18 protein-coding genes and 1 pseudogene are annotated in these 25,267 nt (G+C 39.8%); 5 read left to right on the top strand and 14 right to left on the bottom strand.

Annotated features, from left to right (window positions below; translation table 11 throughout):
• The first annotated feature begins 331 nt into the window (after positions 1 to 331).
• Positions 332 to 1,681 (top strand): lipid II isoglutaminyl synthase subunit MurT, encoded by a 1,350-nt coding sequence (gene murT, locus I6G50_RS02865; RefSeq protein WP_003135855.1) that lies wholly within the window; start codon positions 332 to 334, stop codon positions 1,679 to 1,681.
• Positions 1,681 to 2,472 carry a lipid II isoglutaminyl synthase subunit GatD gene (gene gatD / locus I6G50_RS02860; RefSeq protein ID WP_197909099.1) on the top strand — a complete coding sequence of 264 codons (792 nt, stop codon included), beginning with the start codon at positions 1,681 to 1,683 and terminating at the stop codon, positions 2,470 to 2,472. The genes murT and gatD overlap by 1 nt, the downstream gene beginning before the upstream one ends.
• Before the next feature lie 40 nt (positions 2,473 to 2,512).
• Here the strand turns inward: gatD and I6G50_RS02855 are convergent.
• From I6G50_RS02855 to I6G50_RS02835, 5 genes and pseudogenes are all read right to left on the bottom strand, one after another.
• A pseudogene (locus I6G50_RS02855) lies at positions 2,513 to 5,136 on the bottom strand (ABC transporter permease).
• A 4-nt stretch (positions 5,137 to 5,140) separates the two neighbouring features.
• On the bottom strand, positions 5,141 to 5,842 hold the full coding sequence (locus I6G50_RS02850; protein WP_003135852.1) for an ABC transporter ATP-binding protein: 702 nt from the start codon (positions 5,840 to 5,842) through the stop codon (positions 5,141 to 5,143).
• Positions 5,843 to 5,966: 124 nt separating this feature from the next.
• Complete coding sequence (nadE, locus tag I6G50_RS02845) at positions 5,967 to 6,791, bottom strand: ammonia-dependent NAD(+) synthetase (protein ID WP_197909098.1); 825 nt, start codon at positions 6,789 to 6,791, stop codon at positions 5,967 to 5,969.
• Positions 6,792 to 6,793: 2 nt separating this feature from the next.
• Positions 6,794 to 7,282, bottom strand: a complete 489-nt coding sequence (locus I6G50_RS02840) for a GNAT family N-acetyltransferase (protein WP_081167681.1) — start codon at positions 7,280 to 7,282, stop codon at positions 6,794 to 6,796.
• Positions 7,283 to 7,286: 4 nt separating this feature from the next.
• Positions 7,287 to 8,750, bottom strand: coding sequence for a nicotinate phosphoribosyltransferase (locus I6G50_RS02835; RefSeq protein WP_081167679.1), 1,464 nt, complete (start codon positions 8,748 to 8,750; stop codon positions 7,287 to 7,289).
• Positions 8,751 to 8,999: 249 nt separating this feature from the next.
• Between I6G50_RS02835 and I6G50_RS02830 the strand changes: the two genes are divergently transcribed.
• Positions 9,000 to 9,584 carry a nicotinate-nucleotide adenylyltransferase gene (locus tag I6G50_RS02830; RefSeq protein ID WP_197909097.1) on the top strand — a complete coding sequence of 195 codons (585 nt, stop codon included), beginning with the start codon at positions 9,000 to 9,002 and terminating at the stop codon, positions 9,582 to 9,584.
• Positions 9,585 to 9,600: 16 nt separating this feature from the next.
• On the opposite strand, the gene rnr is transcribed toward I6G50_RS02830, so the two are convergent.
• The 6 genes from rnr to I6G50_RS02800 all read right to left on the bottom strand — a co-directional run bounded on the left by rnr (position 9,601) and on the right by I6G50_RS02800 (position 18,682).
• A complete protein-coding gene (rnr, locus tag I6G50_RS02825) occupies positions 9,601 to 11,604 on the bottom strand; it encodes a ribonuclease R (protein ID WP_197909096.1) in 2,004 nt (667 codons plus the stop codon).
• Between the two features lie 264 nt (positions 11,605 to 11,868).
• On the bottom strand, positions 11,869 to 12,384 hold the full coding sequence (locus I6G50_RS02820; protein ID WP_197909095.1) for a dihydrofolate reductase family protein: 516 nt from the start codon (positions 12,382 to 12,384) through the stop codon (positions 11,869 to 11,871).
• A 206-nt stretch (positions 12,385 to 12,590) separates the two neighbouring features.
• A complete protein-coding gene (locus tag I6G50_RS02815) occupies positions 12,591 to 12,758 on the bottom strand; it encodes a hypothetical protein (RefSeq protein ID WP_180376136.1) in 168 nt (55 codons plus the stop codon).
• Positions 12,759 to 12,776: 18 nt separating this feature from the next.
• Positions 12,777 to 14,090, bottom strand: coding sequence for a GTPase ObgE (gene obgE / locus I6G50_RS02810; RefSeq protein WP_003135842.1), 1,314 nt, complete (start codon positions 14,088 to 14,090; stop codon positions 12,777 to 12,779).
• A gap of 278 nt (positions 14,091 to 14,368) precedes the next feature.
• Positions 14,369 to 17,506 carry an SbcC/MukB-like Walker B domain-containing protein gene (locus I6G50_RS02805; RefSeq protein WP_197909094.1) on the bottom strand — a complete coding sequence of 1,046 codons (3,138 nt, stop codon included), beginning with the start codon at positions 17,504 to 17,506 and terminating at the stop codon, positions 14,369 to 14,371.
• A gap of 3 nt (positions 17,507 to 17,509) precedes the next feature.
• Positions 17,510 to 18,682, bottom strand: coding sequence for an exonuclease SbcCD subunit D (locus I6G50_RS02800; RefSeq protein WP_197909093.1), 1,173 nt, complete (start codon positions 18,680 to 18,682; stop codon positions 17,510 to 17,512).
• 327 nt (positions 18,683 to 19,009) lie between these two features.
• Between I6G50_RS02800 and I6G50_RS02795 the strand changes: the two genes are divergently transcribed.
• A complete protein-coding gene (locus I6G50_RS02795; protein WP_197909092.1) occupies positions 19,010 to 20,623 on the top strand; it encodes a hypothetical protein in 1,614 nt (537 codons plus the stop codon).
• A gap of 76 nt (positions 20,624 to 20,699) precedes the next feature.
• Here the strand turns inward: I6G50_RS02795 and I6G50_RS10540 are convergent, their stop codons facing one another.
• On the bottom strand, positions 20,700 to 20,828 hold the full coding sequence (locus I6G50_RS10540; protein WP_257617276.1) for a hypothetical protein: 129 nt from the start codon (positions 20,826 to 20,828) through the stop codon (positions 20,700 to 20,702).
• A 125-nt stretch (positions 20,829 to 20,953) separates the two neighbouring features.
• Here I6G50_RS10540 and I6G50_RS02790 point away from each other — a divergent pair, with 125 nt between their 5' ends.
• Positions 20,954 to 21,895 (top strand): UbiA family prenyltransferase, encoded by a 942-nt coding sequence (locus tag I6G50_RS02790; protein ID WP_197909091.1) that lies wholly within the window; start codon positions 20,954 to 20,956, stop codon positions 21,893 to 21,895.
• Between the two features lie 59 nt (positions 21,896 to 21,954).
• Here I6G50_RS02790 and I6G50_RS02785 read toward each other — a convergent pair whose 3' ends face one another.
• Together I6G50_RS02785 and I6G50_RS02780 are read right to left on the bottom strand one after the other, a co-directional pair.
• Positions 21,955 to 24,630, bottom strand: coding sequence for a cation-translocating P-type ATPase (locus tag I6G50_RS02785; protein ID WP_197909090.1), 2,676 nt, complete (start codon positions 24,628 to 24,630; stop codon positions 21,955 to 21,957).
• 266 nt (positions 24,631 to 24,896) lie between these two features.
• Complete coding sequence (locus tag I6G50_RS02780; RefSeq protein ID WP_197909089.1) at positions 24,897 to 25,232, bottom strand: DUF2200 family protein; 336 nt, start codon at positions 25,230 to 25,232, stop codon at positions 24,897 to 24,899.
• Positions 25,233 to 25,267: the final 35 nt, after the last annotated feature.

The raw sequence follows: 25,267 nt of genomic DNA, 5'->3' as shown, positions 1-25,267 counted from the left end.
ACATCTTTCAATTTTATGCTTTTTATATTATACTAAGAGTAGGAACTCTCAAAACTCCTACACCCAGCTCTTGGCAATGTCCAAGAGCTTTTTTTATTGAAAGAGATTGTCTTACAACATCTAAAAAATTTTTTACTAACGTAAAATTTTCCGATAGTAGACATATGATGCATCATAATTAATGATTACAGTGGTTAATAAAAATGAAAAATCTACGGAAGTCAAGTCGCCCAACACAACTTCTTCTTATCATATTTACCAGCAAGAAAATGTCTTCTACAACAAGAAGTTTATCCTCCTACACCCTGCAATCTATGGTATAATATTTCTTATGACTATGAAAACTTCATTCGCAACTTTGGCAGGAAAGAGTTCACGCTTGGTTTTAGAAAAAATCTTTAAGCGTGGAAGTACCCTACCTGGTAAGATTGCTTTAAAATTTGACCCTGAAATCTTAGCTACTTTAACTAAAGATTATGAAATTATCGTTATCACAGGAACAAATGGTAAAACATTGACTACTGCTCTGACTGTCGGAATCTTGGAAAAAGCTTTTGGCAAGGTTGTAACGAACACTTCGGGTGCCAATATGATTACAGGGATTACCGCTACTTTCCTGACTGCTCCTAAGGTTAAAAAAGGAAAGAAAGGTTTTGCTGTTCTTGAGATTGATGAGGCTTCATTGCCCAAAATAACCGAATATATCAAGCCTTCGCTTTTTGTTTTCACAAATATCTTTCGAGATCAGATGGATCGCTATGGTGAGATTTATACAACCTATGACTTTATCGTTAAAGGCGCTGCTAATGCACCCGAAGCGACTGTCATGCTCAATGGCGATAGTCCCCTCTTCCATTCCCGTCAGTTAGTAAATCCAGTTAAATATTATGGTTTTGATCATGAAAGCCACGCACCTGAGCGTGCACATTATAATACTGAAGGTGTCGTGTGTCCTGCATGTCAACATATCTTAGACTACAAACTCAATACTTATGCTAATCTGGGGGATTATATCTGTCAAAACTGTGGCTTTAAACGTCCAGAGTTAGACTATCGTTTATCAGAACTCACGGAGATTACGAATACTTCTTCTCAGTTTGTGATTGACAATAATTCATATAAGATTAATGTTGGTGGACTTTACAATATTTACAATGCTCTAGCTGCAGTTTCTGTTGCTGAATTTTATGGCGTACCTGCGGAAACCATCAAGGCAGGGTTTGAGCAGTCAAAAGCTGTCTTTGGACGTCAAGAGACATTCAAAATAGGTGAAAAATCAGCTACAATCGTTTTGATTAAAAATCCAGTGGGAGCCAATCAAGCTCTCGAAATGATGAAACTGGCTGAATATCCCTTTACTTTAGTCAGTCTCCTGAATGCCAACTATGCGGATGGTATCGATACAAGTTGGATTTGGGATGCTAACTTTGAGTTAGTACATGACATGGATATTGATCAAATCTTTGTCGGAGGCGTACGTCATAGTGAAATGGCTAGACGTTATCGTGTATCTGGCTTTGAGGAAAGTAAGATTCATGAATTAGACTCTCTCAATAAAATTCTTGACGCCATTAAGAACCAAGCAGATGAGCATATCTATATCCTTGCAACCTATACTGCTATGCTCGAAATGCGTGAATTACTCGCCCAAAATAATCTGATTGGAAAGGAGATGTACTAATGGTTTATACTTCTTTAATTTCAAATTTAGAAAACCCTAAATATGAACTCCGTGTTGCCCATCTCTATGGGGATTTAATGAACACCTACGGTGACAACGGCAATATCCTCATGTTAAAATATGTCGGCGAGAAATTAGGCGCTGAAATGACTTTTGATATTGTCTCTTTAGAAGATAAGTTTGATCAAGATCTTTATGATTTGGTCTTCTGGGGAGGTGGACAAGACTATGAGCAAGAAATTATTGCAGACAGTTTTAAAAATCTAACTGAACCACTCAAATCTTATATTGAAGCGGAAAAACCAATGCTTGCTATCTGTGGTGGCTACCAAATGCTCGGCCAATACTACATCAATGCTGCAGGCAATAAAATTGATTGTACTGGAATTTTGCCTCATTATACGAAAAATCTCGGCAACGATCGTTTTATTGGTGATATCCAAATCCACAATGAAGAATTTGGTGAAACATACTATGGTTTTGAAAACCATTCGGGAATCACTTATCTTGGGGCAGGCGAAAAAGCTTTAGGCAAAGTCATTTACGGTGGTGGAAACAATCTAGAAGATGACACTGAAGGCCTCCACTATAAAAATACTTTTGGAACATACTTCCATGGCCCTATTCTTTCTCGTAACGCGCGCTTGGCATATCGTTTGGTAACCACTGCCTTGTATCAAAAATATGGTCAAGAATTGGAACTTCCAGCTTTTGAAGATATTTTAGCACACGAGGAAAAAGGACAACAAGTCGCGGACCTCAAACGTAAGATTGACAAGTACGAACATTGAGTATATAAAAAAACTGTAGAATACCTACAGTTTTTTTATTTTAATCAATAGATTTGAGAGCTCCTAGCATATCAACATTTTTTAGTTTTAAATGGACAACTACACTCAAAGCAAGAGATTGCTTCCTAAGAGAATCGGATTAAACATAATCAAATCGGTCGGAAGCATTGTGATAATCACGTGATGGAAATAGGAGCCAAGACCAAAACCAACCAGAATCCCCATGAAGCTCAACAAAATCGTTTCACGGTAAATATAAAGTGTTACTTCACGATCATAAAAGCCAAGAACTTTAATGGTCGAGAGCTCCCTGATACGCTCGGAGACGTTAATGTTGGTTAAATTATAGATAACCACAATAGCCAATAATATCGCACAGCCTATCAGGACAAACATAACACTGTTGATACCGTGTAAAAAGGCATCGATGGTATTTTGTAAATCATTATTTTGTGATACGGTAAGCGTGCCTGAGCTTCGCATAAAGTCTGCCGCGATTGCTTGGCTTCGTTCATTAGAGGTATCTTGAAGTTTCAACACATTCGCATTAGCTGTAAAGTTTTCATCAAAAATCTTCTTATAAAGATTTTGGTTCATGAAGATATAGTGCCCCATGTACATCTCTGTGATACCTGCTACTTTAACTTCTATCGCTTTGTCTTGATTTGTCTTTAATGAAACAGTATCACCGGCTTTTACTTTAAGCAATTTAGCCAGTTTTTCACTAATTATTGCTCCGTCATCAGATAAATTGAGTTCTTCTTGACTTACCCGGTTTCTTAAAGTAACAAAGTTTGCAAATTCTTCATCATTTGCAGGAACCATGAGACTGATATCCTGTCTATTATCATTAACTGTCTGATGCAGCTGTTCAAAATGCACAGCTTCATGAGCTTTAACATCTTCCGAGTTTAGTAAACTTTCTCGTTCTTTTTCTTCCTGAGCTGTGAGCTTATCTTCTGAAACCACCAACATATTATAATGTAAGATTTCACCAAATTGCCGCTGGCCGAGTCCCGAGATGGAGTCACGAATACCAAATCCCATCACGAGAAGGGCGGTACAACCTGCCACCCCGACTATCGTCATAAGCATCCGCTGTTTATAGCGAAAGAGATTTCGTGCCGTTACCTTATATGTAAAGCTCATCCGCGTCCAGATAGGTTTGATACGCTCTAAAAAGATGCGAGATCCAGCTTTAGGTGGTTTGGCTAAAAAGAGGGCTGCTGGTGCACCACGCAGTTCAGATTGTGCTACCAGGTAAGCTGGTAATACGGTACAGGCAAGGGCTATCACATAGGAAAGAAGCGTCCACAGTGGGGAGAAAGTCAAGATTAAATTAGAAAAAGTTGACGAAGCCGAGTAAGCATTAAAAACAACATAAGGAAGTACCACATGGCCTAAAATTACACCTAGTGTAGCCCCTGCACAGGCCGAAACAGCGCCATAAACGATAAATTTTCTTCTAATCTGAGCATTTGAATACCCCAGTGCTTTGAGCAGTCCCATATTCCCCCGCTCTTCTTCTACAAAACGTGTCATTGTGGTCAAACTCACAAGAACAGCAATGGCAAAGAGGACAACAGGGAAAATATTGGAAAGCGTGTCGATGCGTGTTGAGTTATCAATAAAAGTCTGATATCCAGGGTTGCCTTCTTTCCGGTTATTGACTGTATATACGGGAAGAGAAATAGAGGCGAGCTCTTCTTTTTTATTTTGCAACTGGCTTTTGCTTTCGGCAAGCTTCTGTTTGCCCGCATCCAGCCTTTCTTGCATTACTTGAAGTTGAGGGTTGTCGCCTATTATAGCTTTTTGTTGATTGAGTTCTGCTTGTGATTGACTGAGTTTTGCTTCTTCAACACTTAGCTGGGCTTGAGCCTGCTTTAACTGAGCTTGAGGTTCCCTTTTTATTTCAGCCAAGCGTTTTTGCGGCTGATCAGCTAATAAGTTTTTTAGCGCTTCTTGATAATGATCCGAGCGTTCTGTAAATTGACTATCATAAGGACTAAGTCCCTGCGTGGAGTTAAATGTGAGACGTGCAATCATGTACACATCTGACTGAAAAACATCTGGTGAAACGACGGCATAACCATTCAGCTGGCCTGTCCCAATATTTGTCTGTCTATACAGACTTTTATCCACAAACTCGCTTGACTTCACAAAACCCACCAGTTTAAACTCATGTGTTTTAAGAATATAAGAGCCGTTACTTTTTTCTTCGGTCACACGAATAGTGTCCCCAAGTTTATACTTCTCTTGATAAAGGAAATCCAGAGCAATTTCATTATCTTTAGTGGGCATACTTCCCGACATGAGCTCATAAGTTGATAGATTTTCTGCTTGAGAAAAAAGGCGAAGAGAAGTCATTTTATCAGGCAACATAACATCACGAAAATAACCGAATTCTACTTTTTTTGTACCTTGCGCCTGACGTATAAGTTCTTGATCAGAGGTATCCAAACCCACACTTGAAGTAATACTCATATCTGCCAAATGATGGCGTGCATAGAATTCTTCTGCTGTTGCACGCATATTGGGGCCAGATAATTTCAGACCAACAAAAGCAAAGACTCCCAGAGTCATAAGTGAAAAAATGGAGAAAAAACGTCCTAAAGAGCCTGTAATTGAACGCTTAATATCTTTATTGAGTATTTTTGTTTTCATCACATCACCACTCAATCGTTTCAATATCCAAAGGCTTTTCATTCATTTTAATCTCTTTGACACTTCCGTCGTGGACGTGAATGATACGATCGGCAATTTGGCTAATTGCCGCGTTATGCGTCACGATGATTACTGTCGTTCCCTGAACACGTGCCATATCTTGTAAGATTTTTAGAACATGTTTTCCTGTGTGATAATCAAGGGCACCTGTAGGTTCATCGCAAAGAAGAATTTTAGGATTTTTAGCGATGGCACGCGCTATTGCTACACGCTGCTGCTCCCCACCTGAAAGCTGTGAAGGGAAATTATCTAAACGATGTCCTAAGCCGACATTTTTTAAAACTTCCACAGGATCCATTGCATTTTCAACTATTTCTGAAGCCAGTTCTACATTTTCTTTTGTCGTTAGATTATTGATTAAATTATAAAACTGAAAAACAAAACCTACATCTCGTCTGCGATAAGTAATCAACTCTTTTGGTGAAAGCTCAGCAATATTTGTTCCATCAATAATAACTTGCCCCTCATCACTGGAGTCCATGCCACCCAAGATATTCAAAATAGTCGACTTTCCTGCTCCGGAAGTTCCTAGGATTACTGCTAATTCACCTTTTTCAATAGCAAAGTTCACGTGATCATTTGCATATATCTTTTCTCCACCAGATTGATAAATTTTTGACTCTTCTATTATTTCGATGTAGGGCATAATATTCCTCCTGTAAGCGTTTATATTATTTAATTATAACATACTCTAATACTTTGCTTTATTGATTTAAGTAAAAAAAAGACGTCCGCAAAATGCTAACGTCTTTATTGCAAAAATTCTCATTTTATTTCCAAAAATCATCAAAAACGGTAATCGGCAGGTGACGTTTATGTTCAGTCTTAAGATACCAGTTTTCAATTTTTTCCTTAGCTTCAGGAGAAACAGAACGGCCTTCTGTATAGTTGTCAATATCATCATAAGTTACACCTAAAGCAACTTCGTCTGCTAAGCCAGGCTTACCGTCTTCTAAATCCGCTGTTGGCACTTTTTCATAAAGAGCAGGAACCGCTCCTAAAGCTGCCAGAAGCATCTTCCCTTGACGTTTATTTAGACGGAAAAGGGGAAGAAGGTCTGCGCCGCCATCACCATATTTCGTATAAAAGCCAGTGATATTTTCTGCAGCATGGTCTGTACCCAATACAGCGCCCTGCATACCACCAGCGATGCCATATTGGCTAATCATACGTTGACGCGCTTTGATATTACCCTTATTAAAATCAGAGATTTCCACACCAGTTGCCTCTAATGCTGCAACTTGGGCATCCACAGCATCTTTAATATTTACGACTAAACTTTTGTCAGGCTTAATGAATTTGAGTGCTCTTTGCGCATCTTCTTCATCAGCTTGAACGCCATAAGGCAAGCGAATAGCCACAAATGTGTATGCATCATCTCCTGTCTCAGCACGCATTTCTTCAATCGCAATTTGTCCCAAACGTCCAGCTAATGTCGAATCTTGTCCGCCAGAAATACCTAAAACGTAAGTTTTTATAAAAGGATATTTTTTTAAATAATCTTTGAGAAAATCGACCGACTTGCGGATTTCTTCTTGTGCATTTATATTTGGCTTAACACCTAATTCTTTGATAATTTTTTCTTGTAAAGACATATTCACTCCAATATTTTAGCCATGTAAAATTCATCAACCAACTCATCATTGATTTTGAGAGACTGGCTCCGAACTCCTTCAATAATAAAACCATTCGTTTTATAACAAGAGATAGCTGCACTGTTGTTCATTGCAACCGTGAGTTCTAAACGCGTAATTTGGTTTTTTCTTGCCCATTCTTCTAATTCAGCAAAGAGCTGGCTGGCAATACCCTGACGGCGATAAGACTTGCGCACCGCAATAACAAGTGACACTCTATGCTGAACTCGCCGATAAGCGCCACGATAAGCAGCAAGATATGCAACTAATTCTCCCTTGTCATTATCAGCGCCTATCATGAAGTCTGCTGAAGCAATCTGATTTGCTAACTCGTGCAGTTTTGTCTTCTGCTCATCGGGCTCAATTAGCATAAAGTTATTTTCTTGATAAATTTCTTTTTGTAATTGCCCAAAAGCTTCCGCATGGGCTAGCTCTATATTTTTTATTCTCATAGTATCAATCCAATTTCATTCCAGAAACTTTTGTGCGTACTTGACTAATCAGACGCATCTTATGGTTCCATAGTTCTTGTGACAGATCAACAGGATATGGCTGAGGATTGAGATTACGTTTGTATTCATCCCAAAGCTCTGTTAAGTTCGCTTCAGCAAAATTTTTGATTTCTTCTAAAGTAGGAAGTGTATAAACTTGCTGACCGTTAACAAAGATTTCATTGAGTAAAGGTTTTGCCGTGAAATCACGTACATTTTTATTGATAAAAGTATGAACAGGGTGGAACATATAGATTTCGTCACTCTGATCTGGTCTTTCATCATCAAAAGTAATGTAATCTCCTTCTGACTTACCATCGCTTTCTCTTGTGATGCGCCAAATTTGTTTCTTGCCTGGTGTTGAAACTTTTTCAGCATTGCTAGACAGCTTGATTGTGTCTTGCATTTCACCTTGATCATCTTCCATAGAAACAAGTTTATACACCGCACCTAAGGCAGGCTGATCATAGGCTGTGATGAGTTTTGTCCCCACACCCCAAACATCAATCTTAGCTCTTTGCATCTTTAAATTCAAAATAGTTGCTTCATCCAAGTCGTTAGAAGCATAGATCTTAGCATCCGTAAATCCTGCTTCATCCAATTGTTTACGCACTTTTTTCGAGATATAAGCCATGTCGCCAGAGTCGATACGCACACCTTGGAAGTTAATCTTATCACCAAACTCACGCGCCACGCGAATCGCAGATGGCACTCCGATATTTAATGTATCATAAGTATCGACAAGGAAAACACAATCTTTATGTGTCTGTGCGTAGGCTTTAAAGGCCTCATAATCATTCCCATAGCTTTGAACTAAAGCATGCGCGTGTGTACCACTTGGCTTAATCCCAAAAATTTTAGCGGCACGAACATTACTTGTCGCATCAGCACCACCAATATAAGCGGCCCGTGTCCCCCAGATGGCAGCATCCATTTCCTGTGCCCGTCGTGTCCCAAACTCCAACAAAGGGTCATCGCCAATCACTGATTTGATACGTGAAGCCTTTGTTGCAATTAAAGTTTGGAAATTAATAATATTGAGTACAGCTGTCTCAATAAGTTGACATTCCGCCAAAGGTCCTTCAATTTGTACCAGAGGTTCATTCGCAAAAACAAGCTCGCCTTCTTGAACAGAGCGAACTGTTCCGGTGAAACGTAGCTCAGCAAGGTATTTCAAAAAGTCTTCCGGATAATCAAGTTCACGAAGATAAGATATATCTGTTTCTGTAAAGCGCAACTCCTTTAAGTAGTCTACCATGCGTTCCAGACCAGCAAAAATAGCATAGCCATTTTCAAAAGGCATTGAGCGGAAAAAGACTTCAAAAACAGAATTTCGGTTATGGCGACCAAGCTGCCAGTAGGTCTGCATCATGTTGATTTGATAAAGATCTGTATGTAAAGTTAAACTATCATCTGGATATAGTGACATGGTGACTCCTTTTATGAGTAGCAAATTATATTCTAAGTCTATTTTAACAAAATTTAACAGTAAATTGTATTGTCATCTCTTTCATTTTTAAAATATTCAGATACAGTTATAAATTTATTTTTTATCCAATAATATTATTAATTAAAAATCACTAAAATATCATTATTCTAATATTTATGATGAAAAGCACTTCTCTCGTTTTTCTGCTATAATATGGAAAGAATCAAAAAGGAGCCTACACATCCACGAATGGAAAAAGTAAAAAAGAAGAAAATCGGTATCCTCGGCGGTAACTTTAACCCGGTCCATTTTACTCATCTTATGATGGCAGATCAAGTGGCACAACAGCTTGAATTAGACAAAGTCTGGCTTATGCCTGAAGCCTTGCCCCCGCATGTGGATGAAAAAACAACGATTTCAGCAAAACATCGTGTAAATATGCTCGCACTTGCAATCGCTGGAAATCCTCGCTTATCGCTTGAACTTGGAGAAGTTGAACGTGGAGGCAAGTCCTATACTTACGACACGATGAAACTTCTAACACAACAATATCCTGACACTGATTTTTATTTTATTATTGGAAGTGATATGGTCGACTATCTGCCTAAATGGTATAATATTGATTTATTGATTAAGATGGTCCACTTTGTTGCTATTGAGCGTTCAACGACACCGTGTGAAAGTGCTTATCCTGTCCAGTGGTTAGACTTGCCTCTTTCTTCAGTTTCAAGTACTTCCTTAAGAAATATGTTTAAATCTGGCATTGAGCCGACTTACCTCATGCCGCAAGCAGTTATTGAATATATTCAAAAAAATAAGCTTTATCAAGACTGATAAAGCTTATTTTTGTTTATTCTTCTTCTTTGAGTTCTTCGAAATCGACTGTTCCTTTGCGCTTGTTTGCTGAAAGAACACGAATTTTGAGGACATCACCCATACGGTAAGTTTTTTCTGATTTCTTACCTTTGAATAAATCTTCTTCCTCGTCAAATTCGATCGCTTCTTCAACTCCAGTATGCAGATTTACAGTACGAATCAAACCTTGAACAGTATTTTCCAGTTCCATAAAGAGACCGAACTTTTGGACCCCTGTAACTGTAGCATTATACACTTCGCCAATATGGTCTTCCATATATTCCGCTTTCTTCATGGCATCCACGATACGCTCTGTGACGACAGCACGGTGCTCCATGTCTGAAGATTGTTTTGCAATTTCCGGCAAACGCTCTTTCCATTCTTCTTTCGTGCGATTCGAGTGATCTGCAGGATAAAGATGGAGCAAACGATGGACAATCAAGTCAGGATAACGACGAATAGGACTTGTAAAGTGCGTATAATCTGTCGCTGCCAAGCCGTAATGTTGCGTGTTTTTTTCCGAATAAAGAGCTGTGGACATTGTATGACGTAACTGATAAGTTAACGTTTTTTCATAAGCTGTCCCTTTGATTTCCTCGGCAAAGTAGTTTACAGCTTCATGAGAGTTAGAACTTAAGCTAAACCCAGCATCAGCTGCTTTTTCCATGAGCTTGGCAAAAGCTTTTTCTTTTGGCTTGTCATGCACACGATAAAGTGAAGGAAGCTTTTTCTTCTGGAAATCCAAGGCAACTGTCTCATTGGCTGCCAGCATGAAGGATTCGATCATCCGTTCGGCTGTTCCACGCTCACGTTTAACAACATCTACAGCATGACCTTTTTCATCCAAAATTACCTTGGCTTCACTCTCGTCAAATTCGATCATACCACGATCATGTCGCATATCTTCTAAAAGAGCATGAAGTTCACCCGCAACGGCTACAGAATCAACAATTTTAGGGAATTGCTCGAGACTTTCTCGGTGTCCTTCTTGGCCTTTATTCAACATTTTATTTACTGTTGAATAAGTCATACGGTAAGTTGTTTTGATTACTGAGGGACCGATTTTATAGCTTACGATTTTGCCTGAGTTATTGATTTCCATCACACAAGACATAGTCAAACGTTCTTGTGCCTCATTCAGTGAACAAAGATTATTAGAAAGTTTGACAGGTAGCATTGGAACAACACGATCTGTCACATAGACGGATGTAGCCCGTTCAAATGCTTCTTTGTCTAAGGGAGATCCGTCCGTAACATAATGAGAAACATCGGCGATATGCACTCCAAGTTCAAAGTGACCATTGTCTAATTTTTTGACATGAATGGCATCATCTAAGTCTTTAGAATCTTCACCATCAATAGTATAAGTAATCTCAGAGCGATAGTCCTCACGGCCTGCAAAATCTTCCTCAGTTAGTTCTTCTGGAATAGCTTCTGTTTGTGCTATTGTTTCAGGCGTAAACTCTTGCGGAATCTTCATGGCACAGAGCACTTCCAAGATATCAATGCCGATATCATCTTTATGTCCGATAATTTCCAGCATTTGTCCTTCAAAAGTTTTATTTTCATCTGGATGTTGTGTAACTTTTACACGAACAACATCTCCTTCTTGGATCTCAGGCAAGGGTTGTTTGATGTACAACGGATCCGTTATTTTATCATTGTAAAGTTGAATCGTTCCTTTGTAGCCCGTTAGTTTGCTTTGGCGACTAGATAAGCTTTGATAGCTCCCCACAGTCTCCGTCACTGAGCGTTTGGTAATTTTGATAATTTGTCCATCTGCACCACGCTTAGCATTTTTTTGGTGAAGCACACGAACAATGACGGTATCTCCATCCATAGCGGACTTCGTGAATTTAGGGGAAATGAAGATATCATTGCTTTTATCAATAGCATCAAGAGGATTTACAAATCCAAATCCCTTAGGATGCTTGTGAAAAATACCTTCAACTTCGTTTTTTTCTGGGGTGTTAATAATTAAATCTGATATTTTGGCCATTCTTTTCTTTCTGTTTTTTAAATCTATCTTTTCTATTATAACATAACTCAGGATACGATATTCAGTAAGCACGACCTTCCTCAGCGAAAACACTTATTTTTCGCTGAGGAAGGGGAAATACTCCAGCAAAACCACTTTGAGCTTTGCGCTTGAGCGTATACGTCTTATCATTTGACTGGTAGTGAGGATTAAAACAAAAAAGCAGCAAAGCTGCTTGTTATTCATATCGGACATTCCCTCACTCAGCACAAAAAGTATCTTTTTTTATTTTTTCTTACTCTTATATGCAAGTTCTACAAATTGGCCATAAGTTGTCGTTCCTTGGAACTCCAAATTTGCTGTATAATTTCCTTGCGGAAAGAGTGGAATACCTTCACCTAGTAAAACAGGTGCCATCGTCACTCGATATTCATCAATTAAGTCCGCTTCCAAGAAAGCTTTAATCAACTGACCCCCACCCACTAACCAGATTTCTCCTTGGAGTTTTGCAATGAACTCGGTAAGATTGTCCGGGTGAACAAATTTAATGTTGGCCTGGTCTTCCCATTGTCTTTTAGAGAAAACATAGGTCATTTTGTCCTCATAGGGCCAACTCTCTAGCTTTTGATCCAATAGCCACTGATAGGTTCTGCTGCCCATGATAATGATATCAATCGGTTTCAAAAATCGGGAAATCCCATTGTCCCCTTCTCCTTGGACGGCCATTAACCAATCGAGATTGTCATGCTTGTCCGCAATATATCCATCTAAAGTTTGTGCAATAAAAAGTTTTACAGCCATCAGTCTCTCCTTCTTTGTTCTCTGCTCCAATTAGCTTAACAAGAATAAAAAGGAAATTCAAGTGTAATAGCTTACCGCTCCCTTAAGCCTGATTTGTACAGTCTCCCCACTGTTCACAGCAACTTAGAGCAGTAGGTAAAAATCCCCCTATTGCAACAGACTTGTATTTTCAAAAATAGAGGTACTCTTGCAAGTCCTCTCATTTTTTATTCTTCTTCTTTTTCAGTTTTTTCTTGTGCAGCTTTGGAGAGACGGAGCTTACCCGTTGGATTATACTTTTTAATCAGAGCATCAATCCGCTCATCTGTCCAAAAATCTGCTGAAGCGATAAATTCCCCATTTTCATCACGGTCAGAAATAATTTTAAAACCCATATAATCCCCTTTCCATTTTTAGTCTACAAACTCGAATTCAAATTTCTCAATACGTACGAGGTCACCATCGTGTGCACCAGCTGCACGTAATTGCTCATCAACACCCATCGAACGAAGCTGACGTGCAAATTTCATGACAGACTCATCACGGTCAAAATTCGTCATCTTGAAGAGTTTCTCAATCTTAGTACCAGACAAGCGCCAAGCGGCATCATCATCACGCGAAATACTGAATGGTTTTTCTTCTTCTTCAAAGCCATAGTATGCTTCTTCATCGATGAACTCATCATCTTCATAAAGCAAGAATTCTGGTGTTTCTGCCAAGAGCTCACTCGTGCGAGCCAAAAGACCCTGCAAACCTGTTTTAGTTAAACCAGAAACTTCAAAAATCTGTGGCATTTCTTCGCCTTCAGGCAAGTTTTCTGCAAGTTTTTTCTTGAATTCTGCAAGGATTTCAGGTGCATCTGGCATATCCATCTTATTTGCCACAATTAACTGTGGTCGTTCAAGCAAACGGAGATTATAACTTTCCAATTCGTTGTTAATAGTCACATAGTCTTCGTAAGGATCACGTTCTTCAATACCTGACATGTCTAGAATATGTAAAAGCACACGTGTACGTTCAATATGACGTAAAAACTGGATACCAAGGCCTGCTCCAGAGTGAGCCCCTTCAATCAGACCCGGCATATCCGCCATAACGAAACTATCTCCATAGCCCACTTGAACCATACCAATATTTGGCGTAATTGTTGTAAAGTGATAAGCACCGATTTTTGGACGGGCATTGGAAACAACACTCAATAGCGTTGATTTACCAACAGAAGGGAAACCAACCAAACCAACGTCAGCAAGAACACGCAATTCAAGCATGAGCCATCTCTGCTCGCCAGGTTCACCATTTTCCGCAACTTCAGGTGCTGGGTTACGCGGTGTGGCAAAACGTATGTTCCCACGACCACCACGACCGCCCTTAGCCACGACAAACTCTTGACCTTTGTCAATTAAGTCAACAATAACTTGACCTGTTTCATTGTCTTTAACTGTTGTTCCTTGAGGGACTTTAACGATCAAGTCCTCAGCTCCACGACCATGCATTCCTTTGTTCATACCTTTTTCACCAGGTTTAGCACGGAAAATACGGTTGTATTTAAAGTCCATCAGTGTTGATAAACCTTCGTCAACGCGGAAGATGATATCACCACCACGTCCGCCATCACCACCGGCAGGCCCGCCATCTGGTACATATTTTTCACGGCGGAAAGCAACTGCTCCATCCCCACCTTTACCAGCTCTTACTTCAATTCTAGCTGTATCTAAAAATAAGCTCATTTTTTATTTTTCCTATTTCTTCCTAAAAGCAAATGCTCTTCTATTTTGGTTCAAGTTCGATTTTTCCAGCAGATTTAAACTTAGTCATCTTTTACTGCTGTTTGCTGGAAAAATCCCTTTCCCCATACTATCTCACTCCACGCTCTTTGTCAGAGTTAGGGTTTTGAACTCTCCTATTTTATCATATTTCATAGTTTTTCACAAAAGGCGACTTTTACTTTTAGGAGAGCTAAATTTCTAAGAATCTTTTTTATCCACTATTTTAAGAAAAACAAACATTATTTAGTATAAAAGCGTACGCGACTTCTTCCATCTCCTAACTTTTCAATTAAAAGTTGTTGAGCGATTGAATCTTTCATTTCTTCCACGTGACTGATTAAACCGACAAGTCGGTTTTCCCCGATTTGTTCCAAAGCGGACATGGCTTTTTGTAAAGTTTCCTGATCAAGAGAGCCAAAACCTTCATCGACAAACAAGGCTTCTATTTGCACTCCTTGGGCAGAGTTTTGAACCACTTCACTCAAGGCTAGGGCAATGGACAAGGCTGCAATAAAGGTTTCTCCTCCAGACAAGGTGTTTGAAGGTCGGGAAGATCCTGTTTCATTATCATAGATACTAATGTCTAAGCCATGATCTCTCCTCTTATCTGCAAACTCTTGCGCCAACTCAAAGCGATAACGATTATTCGACAGTTGGTTAATAAAGTGCGTGTTCGCATATTCTAAAACTTTTTCTAGATAATGCTGAACCACAAAAGTTTCCAGTTTTAACTTGTCAGCCGTTTTCCCTGCTATTGCATGATAAAGTTTTCTTATCTCATGCGCTTTAGCAGCTGCCTTTCCTTGTTTTTGGAGGACCTCTTCTATTCTATTGAGAACAAGCTCAAGCTGCTTGCATGTAGCTTCTAATCCGATGAGCTCTTTTTGAATGAGGTTGTAGGACTCTTTCACGTCTTGTTTTTGATTTTTAAGTTCAAGTAGATTAGGGCGTTTTGCTTTTCCTAATTTTTCCTCTTGCTCCTTAAGCTCTGCGGTCAGTCGTGCTGCTTCTAATTCATAGTTATTAATGGATTTAGAAATTTCTGAGATATCATCTTCTGAGAGCCATTTTTTCAAAGTCTCCAATTCATTTGTCCAAGCATCTGGAGCCTGGAGTGTTTCAGTGATATGTTGTTGATGTTTTTGGATCTTCTGCTTCTGTTCTTCGATCTGCGCAATGCGCTCAGTATGTTTCGCTTTTTGTTCAGCATAAAACCTTTCGAGCTCGTTCACTTTATTATTTAGTGACTGAACTTCATCTGAATAGCTTTCGACTTCTTGATTAAGTTTTGTTTTCTCAGATTTAAGACTGTGACTTGATGGGAGCAAAGCAAAGGTAGATAAGCTAGCAGTAACTGCATCAATCTGTGTTTTGATTTGTGCCACTTCATATTGCTTGTCTTGTCGCTCTTTATCTAGGCTCTCTAAAGTTTTACTGAGATTTTCCAGTTCACTTTTTATTTCCTTATTTTTCTGGATATTGTGGTTAATGTCATCCTTTGCTTTGTGGAGAATCGAGCGAATGGGTTCGTCATCATATTCCTTTGGAAAGTCTTCCTTACTGTGCTGACAGAACTGCTGATAGCTTTGCTCCAACTTGAGTTTCTTTGTTGTATATTCGGCTTCTTTTTCTTGTGCTTTTATTTTTCCTGCTTCAACTTCTTTTTGAGCTTTGGTTAACCGTTCCTCACTCGCAGCATAGTCTTCTTGGGCTTTGTCTACTTGAGACATGGCTTCTCTAAGCTCCTCATCAGAAACTTCAGAGACTTGGTGCGACAAAGGATGTTCCACAGCACCACAGACTTTACAAGGTAAGCCGTCTTCAAGCTCCTTTTGCAACTGAGCTATCATCAGTCCTTGACGCAATTCTCTTTTTGCTACATAAAGAGCTTGTTTTTTCAAACACTCCTGCTTCAAGCTTTCGACTTTTACAAGAGCTTCCTGCACGGAGTGTTCAGCTTCAAGTTGCTCTTTTTTGCAACGTGCTAGATCATCTGCTAAAGGAGAAAGTTGACCATGAAAATCCAATTCAACATGGCTCAATTCCTCTTTTTTTGTCTGTAACAGTTCTTCATCCATAAGTTGTGCTTGGGTGTCCATAAAAGTTATTTCTGCTTCTTGATAAGGCTTATTGATTTCTCTTATGGAAATTTCTAGAAGATGAAGTCTCTTTTCTAGTTCTTGTTGTTCTCGCTTAAGCTTTTCCGCATACTCGGCTTGGGGAATTTGACTCGTCAGTTCTTCTATTCTCTTAATCTTGTTATCAATCTGACTCTTCTGAGCTTTAAGCTCTAACTCCCGTGCTTTGGTCCTTTCCAGGGTCTGCTTGTCTTTTTCAGCATTTGACCGATAAGTTCCCTCTCGCTCTTGGTTTACGTGCAGACTGGCTTGTAATTCTTCTAAATCATGAAGAACTTCTTTCGACTGCTGCGCCCAAACCCGAGCCGCATAATCCTTTTTCTGCTGCTGGTAAAAACGTGCATGATCTAAGATTTTTTCTTGGTACTCTCTTTTCGTTTGGTCATGGCGAGAGAAAGCTTGTTCTAATAATAAAGCTTCTTCATATATTTTCTCGATTTCGGCCACTTCTTGGCGCGCATCTTTAGCCTTGGCAAAAACCTGATTTTTTTGCTTTTTCTTTTCTTCAAAAAAGTCCTTTGCTTTATTAGGTTTTTCATTATCTGGTGTTTCTTCTAAGGTTTTAATTTCCTCTTCTGACCACACTGAGGCATTATATTGGCTTTGTAAAAGCGCATCATGCTTTTCATTTTCTTGGTTCACTTTCAAGTATTGGTCACGAATTTCTTCAGAGAAAGAGGTGAAAACAGCAGTTCCGAAAATTTTCTTTAAAATCTTTTCTTTTTCATTTGTATCTGATTTTAAAAATTTAGAAAAATCATTCTGTGGGAGCAAAATAATTTTCTTAAACTGTTCAGCAGAGAGATTTAAGAGGTTTTCAATCTCGTTAACCACTTCTACCGGTTTAGTAGCGAGGCTTGCGCGTTCTAAGCCAAAAACAGTATCCACGATTGCGAGACTGGCTTGACTTTTCGAGGTTGTGGTCCCTGTTCCTCTTTTCTTAAACAGCTCTTGCTCTGGGCGACGCGTGATTTTATAGAGAAAATTTCCTTGTTCAAAGTAAAAGGTAACTTCAGTCACTTGATCGGGTTGGGCAAATTGGCTCCGCATAGCTTTTGCCTCACGGTCTCCAGTGGTTTTATCAAAGAGGGCATAAGTCATAGCATCAAAAATTGTTGATTTTCCCGCACCTGTATCACCGCTTATTAAAAATAAGGGTGCCTCGTCCAATTCACGAAAATCAATCTCGGAGTGAGCATGTGGACCGAAAAAATTCATTTCTAAATAGATTGGTTTCATCGCTTATTTCTCCCCTCTTAAACGGATAAAAGCAGTATCTACTTGCGACTCTTGAAAGTCAGTAAGTGCCTCTCCCGTAACTTTTTTGTAAAATTCCTGAACTATTTCTTCTGCACTCATCATTTCGATATTTTTTTTATTATCGCTTGTATAAACATGTTCTTTTTCTTCAAAATCAAGTTCAACAATTGTTCCATATATTTTTTGAAGATAGGCTCGTAAATTTTGTCCGGCATGTGCCAAGCGGTCAAAATTTTTGATGCGTATAGCAAACCAAGCTTGGTTAAGCGGCTGTGTTTGATAAAAATTAGAATCGATAAGTTTTTCCCACTCCTCTTCTAGGACAATCAAGTCTGTTTGAGGCTGTAATTCAACAAATTCTGTTTTTACATCGTCAGTAATATTTACAATGTAAAAGCCTTTTTTACTTTTTGATTCTTTGATGTTAAATTTCACTGGGCTTCCTGAATAACGTACATTCTGGCTCGGCGAGGCATGATGTGTGTGTATATGTCCCAAAGCGACATAATCAAAACCAAAAAACTGCTGCACCGCTACTGTGGCCAATCCCCCGACTTTGGACTGGGTTTCGCTGGTCAGCTCGATCTCTTGTTCAGCAGAAGGACTAACGGCAAAATGTGTCACCAAAACCTGCTTTTTATCAGGATTAAAGTGTGTTCTTATCTTCGTAAGAACTTTATCTAAAGCATTTGACAAAGTTTTGATTGCTCTAACTTCTTCTTCTGGTAGTCCTTCTTGTAAAAAATAAACACGAGCATCCGCAGGGTCAAAGAAAGGAAGCAAAAATATTTGTACTTCTTCTGTTTCAATAGGCACAAAAGCTTCCTCTAATAAAGTATTAAGATGCAGCTGGTTAAAGCCCATCCATTCACGCCCATAATTTAAACGCCTTGATCCATCATGATTTCCGGCAATAGCATAGACGGGAAAGTTCTCCTTAATATTCATTTCTTGCAGCATCTGATTAAAAGTTGTCACTGCCTCAGCACTTGGTACTGTGCGGTCATAAAGATCGCCCGCAATAATAATACCGTCCACTTTTTCTTTCTTAGCTACAGCTAGAATTTCCTTGAAGGCATGTTTTTGTTCTTCCAAAAGACTCCAACCATTTAGAGTTCTTCCTATATGCCAGTCTGACGTATGTAAAAATTTCAATATTCTTAGCCTTCCTCTACTTTTCTCTTTTTCTATTATACCTCATAAAATTCAATGGAGCTAAAAGTGGCGATGTTTTTATTTCCCCCCAAGAGCATCCTTTCGTAATCTTAACGAAATCATTTTAACCAGAAAGAAATAAATGTTAAAATAGTATGAGAGTACTTTTAGTTTATTTTAAAAAATAAGATGAGGTAAAAGCAATAATTTATAAGCAGGCAGTGCAACACACTGTAAGTTCTGCCTACCACAAAATGCTTTAACTCGCATGAGCACTAAAGATTATATCGAAATATACAAAACTTAAGAAAAAGAAAGGGTATCACTATGACACCAGAAAAGAAAAAGAACCGGAGATTACGCAACTCCGTCCTCCTCTCCCTCCTCTTGCTCCTCATCGGAGGCACCTATGCTTTTACCGCCTTTAACCAGCGGGCCATCAATGACCGAGAAAACCAAATCGAGATTAACGTGGGTGGTCGTGTTCACGACTACTATAACCGTGACACCGAAAACAAAGATGTCTTTGTCGAAAACTATGGCGAACGTCCCATCATGGCCCGTATCCGCTTGTCGGAGTTTTTAGAAACCCGCCAAACAGGTCAAGACAGCTGGACCCAGCTGGTCTCAGGCACAGAACGTAACAACTTGGACTCATGGACCACATGGATGCCCAACGCGACCAATATCAATGACCGACTGAACACCGACCCGTCCAACGCTTTTGACCGCTACGCCCGCTTGACCTTTGGCTGGAGCCGGGAAGGCCGAGATGCCCCATGGTACATGCCGACTTTTAACCATGACAACATGGATCAGATGACGGCAGCCGCAGGGCATGCCCGGGACTACATCGCAGGAGGTGGTGCAACAGACGGTACCACTGATGGTGCGACGCATCCCGGAGATGGGACCGATGATTACTGGACGGAAGGTAACAGCTTTGATAACGGCGCAGGCACATGGCCGGGCGAAACCATCATCAATGATGCGGCACAAAATCTCCACCAACAACGTGCCCCAATGACCATCGAGCAGTGGGCGCAACTTCAACCTTACCAACAAATCGGAGACTTCTGGGTCGTAGACCACCAAACAGGCTGGGCTTACTGGGCCTCACTCCTTGAACCTGGCGAAGCGACTTCTTACCTGCTTGATGCCGCAGAGATGACGGCGGCTATCGAAGACACGGTTTTCAATGGCTCTTACTATTATGGTATCCATGTGGAGAGTGGACTGGTCAGTCCTGACAACAGTGACGACTTCCTGCCTGATGGGCATGACCGCTTAGCCGACTTCCTCACAGGTATTCGAAATAACTCCATGATTGACAGTGGCAACCCACGCCCAGATATTGACTCTCCCCCTTCCGATTTTAACTTTGACGCCATGCATCCGGGCCGTGTATTTACCATGGCAGGCGAACAATACCGTTATCTGGAAGACATGGGCAATGGCAACCACATGATTATTCGTAACAATGCCATCCGTAATGTGTCTTGGAACGACCAAGAAGCAGAACTTGCCACTTGGTATAGCACTCTTGGCAGTGCCGTCCAAGCCATAGTTCAGCCTGTCGCCAATAGCTTTACGACAGGAGAAGTTGCGGATGAAGATGTGTCCTTTACTGGTAACAGATGGATTCCTAACAACTTAGCAGGCCAAATTGCGGCCGACATCACTCAAGTTGAACCAAGCGGAACAGCACGTGCCTTTGCGCTATCTCTGGCGGATGTGGCTCGTTTATCTGGGGAAGGTTTAGGTTTCCCGTATAAAGAACAACGTAGTACCATTACATTGGGGTGGTGGTTGCTACGTACCCCCGCTCCTAGCTACATTGCTTGGGTTGTGGACACCAATGGTACGTTGGTGGTAGGTCCTCCTCATACGGAGAGCAGTACTAATGGCGGTGTTCGTCCTGCCCTAATCATTCATCAATAATTCTTAGATATACCATCCCACTTAAAGGACAAAAGGCAAAAAAACTTCCCTCTAGGGAAGTAAAATGTCACCGTAATTATGATAAAAACATATAAAGTGCAGTCAGTGCTTGTACAGTAAGAATCACCACGATAGGTGACATAATCACTAAAACAACTAAACCAGGGCCTGTTAACCACTCTTCTTTCTTCTTATCTTTCATCATTTCACCTCTAATTTAATATAATAATTAGACCATATTTTGCACAATATGTAAAGGATAAAATCCAAAGTATAGCACATGATGTTACAGAAGAAAAGTCAAGTTTTAATTTATGCTATAATTTTTTTATGAACTTCAAAACTTTTCTTAATTTTACTCGGATACAAACCCTGCCTGTAGCTCTTCTTTCCCCCCTCGCAGGAATTATGTTCTCACTTTGGTACTTTCAATCGTTTCATTTTTGGCCCACACTCCTTTTTTTAATAGGTCTCGCAGCCATCAATCTTTTTGTTTCTGCTTGGAATAACCTCATGGATTATCATAAAGCATTAGACCCAGAGTATAAAGTGCACCAAAATATTATCAGTAATCGTAATATTAGTCCTGCCTTCGCAATGAAAATATGCCTTTTTCTCTTAGCCATTGATGTGCTCGTCGGAATAGCTGTACTGGCTATCACTAACTTAGCCATTTTACCCATAGGTGGGCTTTGTTTCCTTATCGCTATCTTCTACACATATGGTCCATTTGCTTTTAGCCGTTTTCCTTTAGGCGAGGCTTTAGCTGGACTTTGTGAAGGTTTCTTCGGTTTTTTCCTAGCTGTCTATATTAATTCTTATAATCTTCAGTATTTCTTTATTCAATTTGACGGGTGGAAAATGAACTGGACTTGGGATTTTTCACAGCTTCTACCGATAGTTTTAGTAGGTATTGTGTGCTTTTGTCAAAATTTCAATGTTATGCTTTCAGATAATATTTGCGACTTAGAACAGGATATCCGTAATCAGCGCTATATCTTGCCTTACTATCTCAAAGTACCTGCTAGTCTTGTGCTTTACAAAGTTATGTATCTTATTCCTCTGATTTGTGTGGCATTCGCCATCTTCTTAGAAATATTACCGCTTTGGTCAGTTTTAATGCTGATCATCCTCTTTGAATTAATACCTAACATGAAAAAATTCCTGAAAAAACAAGTAAAAAGCGAAACGTTTCATTACCAAATCAAAAATTTAGTGCTCTATAATGGGAGTTTAGCTCTAACTCTTCTCCTCGGCATCTTCTTCAAATAAAAAAACCTAGTGATGACACTAGAGTTTTTTATTTGAATTCAAGTTTTATTAGCTTCTATTTATCCTAACTTTTTAATACTTACTTTAGCTTTTTTCTGGCTCGTAAGAACACGAAGTGCTTTAATGATTTCCATCATGATAACTGCAGCCAAGGCAAGGCCTGCTGCCAACAACCAGTGATTCATGTCAAAACTTGCTGGAATGCTGAAGAACTCACGTGTGAAAGGTAAGGTTGTCAAACTATAGAGACCCAAACAGAAAGCGACTGCTCCTAGGACATACTTATTAGAAAAGAGTCCTAAAGAAATGATAGTTTGAGAGTTTGAACGAGCTGTAAATGTTTGTAAGCTACGTGCCAAAATCAAGGTTGTGAAGGCCATAGCCACACCCAACTCATTTGAAACTTGCATACCAATGTATTGAGAGATGATAGCTGCTATACCAATCAAAGAACCACGTACAGCAACACTTGCCATCAGGCCACCTTCGAAGATACCTTCGTTAGAAGGACGTGGTTTTTTATTCATCACGTTTGGCTCAGCCTTTTCCATACCTAAAGCAATAGCTGGAACAGAGTCGTTAACCAGATTGATAAAGAGCAGTTGCAGAGCTGTAAAAGGACTAGCCCAGTTCATAATCAAGGCAAATACGATAGTGATAATCGCCCCTAAGTTACCAGAGAACAAGTAACCAATTGATTTTTTAATATTCTCATAGACAGTACGACCAACAGCCACTGCATTAACTATAGAAACAAAGTTGTCATCGGTCAGAATCATTGATGAGGCATCTTTTGCAACGTCAGTACCTGAACCCATAGCAATACCGATATTGGCTTGTTTCAAGGCTGGCGCATCATTTACTCCATCACCCGTCATGGCTGTAACTTTGGCTTTTTTCTGCCAAGCACGAACGATACGGATTTTGTTTTCTGGTGATACACGCGCATAGACTGAAATTTTAGCCAAATTATCGTCCAACTCTTGTTCAGACATGGCATCAAGTTCTTGCCCTGTAACAGCGATATCATTTTCACCAAAGAGACCGATATCTTGACCAATCGCTCGAGCAGTTGTTTTGTGGTCTCCGGTAATCATAACTGTACGGATACCCGCTTTTTTCGCTTCAACAATTGAGGCATAAACAGCTTCACGTGGCGGATCGATCATGGCTGTCAAACCAATCAAGATAAGTTCATTTTCATCTTCCAGATCCAAAACTTCTTTGTCTTGTCCTAAAGGTTTATAGGCATAGGCCAAGACACGTAAAGCTTTATTACTGAATGCTTCGTTTTCTTTTTGGAATTCTGCTTTTAATTCCTCGGTAAACTCTTTTACTTCACCGTTGATAAGCACTTTGCTACAACGTGCAAACACGACATCAGGACCACCTTTAGTGAGCATAAGTTTTGCATCATCAATAAGGTTAATAGTAGACATGAGTTTACGATCAGAGTCGAAAGGTAGTTCTGCTAAGCGCGGATAAGCCTCACGTACCTCCTTATAAGGTTTACCTACTTTGTTACTGAAAGCAATAAGAGCAACTTCAGTCGGATCACCAAGTTCTTGGCCATCCTCGTTTATACTAGAGTCATTACAAAGAACAGCTGCTTGAATGAGACGAGCTTCGTCATTTGTCCAAGCTTCGGGTTGATCGGGGAAGCTCTCTTTTTTATCGCCAGGTAAGAAGTAATCGACAACAGTCATTTTATTTTGGGTCAATGTTCCCGTTTTGTCTGTACAGATAACACTTGTAGAACCTAATGTTTCTACAGCAGGCAACTTACGAATAATCGCATGCTGCTTAGCCATTTTATTCGTACCTACGGAAAGCACGATTGTAACGATTGAAGAAAGGGCTTCTGGTATAGCTGCTACCGCTACTGCTACCGCAAACATGAAAGCATCCAACATCTTCACTTCAATATTTGCACCATCTCCAGCAAGGAAGATACGAGCAGCTTGAATAGCAAAGATAGCTACGGAAAGAATCAAAATCGCAATACCAAGTTGCTTACTGAATTTTTCCAGCTTCAATTGCAGAGGAGTTTGTTTCTCTTCGGCAGTTTCAAGCAAGGTAGCAATCTTACCTATCTCAGTCTGACTCCCTATACCTGTAACGATGAATTCACCACGTCCATAGACTGTGAGTGCACCACTGTAAAGCATATTCTTACGATCACCTAAAGGAAGTTCGCCTTCAAGAGCTTCATCTGTTTTTTCAACAGCTTCTGACTCACCTGTCAGCATACCTTCTTCCACTCGAAGGCTCTTACAGGTTAGGATGCGCCCATCTGCTGGAACAAAATCCCCCGCTTCAAGTAAAACAAGATCGCCAACAACCAACTCACGTGCAGGAATCGTAATCTTTTCTCCACCACGCGCCACTTTTGCATGTGGAGCAGAAATCTGCTTCAAGGCATCCAATGAACTTTCCGCCTTTTTCGTCTGAATCACAGTCACAATAGAACTGATCAATACCACCCCAAGGATGATACAGGCTTCCACTACTTCCCCTAAAGCAAGCTGAACCATGGTAACAATCAGTAAGACAATAACCATAGGATCTTTAAAAGTATCGAGTAATATTTTCCAAGTGGGAACTTTGTCTTTACTCTTTAATTCATTAAAGCCATCTCGCTCCTGTCTCGCTTTGACTTCTTGCTCCGTCAAACCTTCAGCTGAAGCCTGCAACTCGACAAGGACAAGTTCAGTTTCTTTATTATAGAATTCCATTTTAGCTCCTTTTTTCAATATTTGAATAATAAAAGACCCCTGCCAAAAAAATGGCAAAGGTCTTGCTAAACATGCATATTCATGTCAACAAAGCCGGTGAGTATAATGCTCACGTAATGACGACTTTGTTTCGGCTTACACCGACGCTACTCCCCTTTGGGAATTCATATTCATTATTGTTACTTCATGATAACAAATTCCTCTGTTAAATGCAAGAATCTCATCTCCACAGACCAAGTAAAATTAAGATATTTTATCTTTTTTTATTATTGCCTTTTTATTTTTTCCAGACTTTTACCCTTGGCAAGTTCGTCTACTACCTTATCCATGTAGCGAAGTTTTTGCATGAAGCTATCTTCTATTTCTTCTACACGGATGCCACAAATGAGTCCTGTAATTTGAGTAGCCGCACTATTAAAAGATTGATTTTCAATCAGCTGGCTCAGGCTTCCAGTGAGTTGTCCGGGCTTTTCATAACCGGTTAGCCAGGTTAAAATGTCATCCAGTTCTTCTTTACTTCGCCCCTTTTTTTCAACTTTTGCTAAGTAAAGCGGATAAATTGTCTCGAATTTCATCTGTTTTACACGGTCGATATTTGCCATAGTTTACCTCTTTGCTCTTTAATCAGAGTTGAACT

Origin of the sequence: Lactococcus garvieae (genome assembly GCF_016027715.1) — a bacterium.
Classification (GTDB): domain Bacteria; phylum Bacillota; class Bacilli; order Lactobacillales; family Streptococcaceae; genus Lactococcus; species Lactococcus garvieae_A.
Note: the sequence above shows the minus strand (reverse complement) of the source record. Positions and strands in the feature narration are given on the sequence as shown.

Excerpts from the sequence above, each read along its gene's own strand:
- murT (WP_003135855.1), top strand. The coding sequence starts at position 332 with ATGACTATGAAAACTTCATTCGCAACTTTGGCAGGAAAGAGTTCACGC.
- gatD (WP_197909099.1), top strand. The coding sequence starts at position 1,681 with ATGGTTTATACTTCTTTAATTTCAAATTTAGAAAACCCTAAATATGAA.
- I6G50_RS02850 (WP_003135852.1), bottom strand. The coding sequence starts at position 5,842 with ATGCCCTACATCGAAATAATAGAAGAGTCAAAAATTTATCAATCTGGT.
- nadE (WP_197909098.1), bottom strand. The coding sequence starts at position 6,791 with ATGTCTTTACAAGAAAAAATTATCAAAGAATTAGGTGTTAAGCCAAAT.
- I6G50_RS02840 (WP_081167681.1), bottom strand. The coding sequence starts at position 7,282 with ATGAGAATAAAAAATATAGAGCTAGCCCATGCGGAAGCTTTTGGGCAA.
- I6G50_RS02835 (WP_081167679.1), bottom strand. The coding sequence starts at position 8,750 with ATGTCACTATATCCAGATGATAGTTTAACTTTACATACAGATCTTTAT.
- I6G50_RS02830 (WP_197909097.1), top strand. The coding sequence starts at position 9,000 with ATGGAAAAAGTAAAAAAGAAGAAAATCGGTATCCTCGGCGGTAACTTT.
- rnr (WP_197909096.1), bottom strand. The coding sequence starts at position 11,604 with ATGGCCAAAATATCAGATTTAATTATTAACACCCCAGAAAAAAACGAA.
- I6G50_RS02820 (WP_197909095.1), bottom strand. The coding sequence starts at position 12,384 with ATGGCTGTAAAACTTTTTATTGCACAAACTTTAGATGGATATATTGCG.
- I6G50_RS02815 (WP_180376136.1), bottom strand. The coding sequence starts at position 12,758 with ATGGGTTTTAAAATTATTTCTGACCGTGATGAAAATGGGGAATTTATC.
- obgE (WP_003135842.1), bottom strand. The coding sequence starts at position 14,090 with ATGAGCTTATTTTTAGATACAGCTAGAATTGAAGTAAGAGCTGGTAAA.
- I6G50_RS02805 (WP_197909094.1), bottom strand. The coding sequence starts at position 17,506 with ATGAAACCAATCTATTTAGAAATGAATTTTTTCGGTCCACATGCTCAC.
- I6G50_RS02795 (WP_197909092.1), top strand. The coding sequence starts at position 19,010 with ATGACACCAGAAAAGAAAAAGAACCGGAGATTACGCAACTCCGTCCTC.
- I6G50_RS10540 (WP_257617276.1), bottom strand. The coding sequence starts at position 20,828 with ATGATGAAAGATAAGAAGAAAGAAGAGTGGTTAACAGGCCCTGGTTTA.
- I6G50_RS02790 (WP_197909091.1), top strand. The coding sequence starts at position 20,954 with ATGAACTTCAAAACTTTTCTTAATTTTACTCGGATACAAACCCTGCCT.
- I6G50_RS02785 (WP_197909090.1), bottom strand. The coding sequence starts at position 24,630 with ATGGAATTCTATAATAAAGAAACTGAACTTGTCCTTGTCGAGTTGCAG.
- I6G50_RS02780 (WP_197909089.1), bottom strand. The coding sequence starts at position 25,232 with ATGGCAAATATCGACCGTGTAAAACAGATGAAATTCGAGACAATTTAT.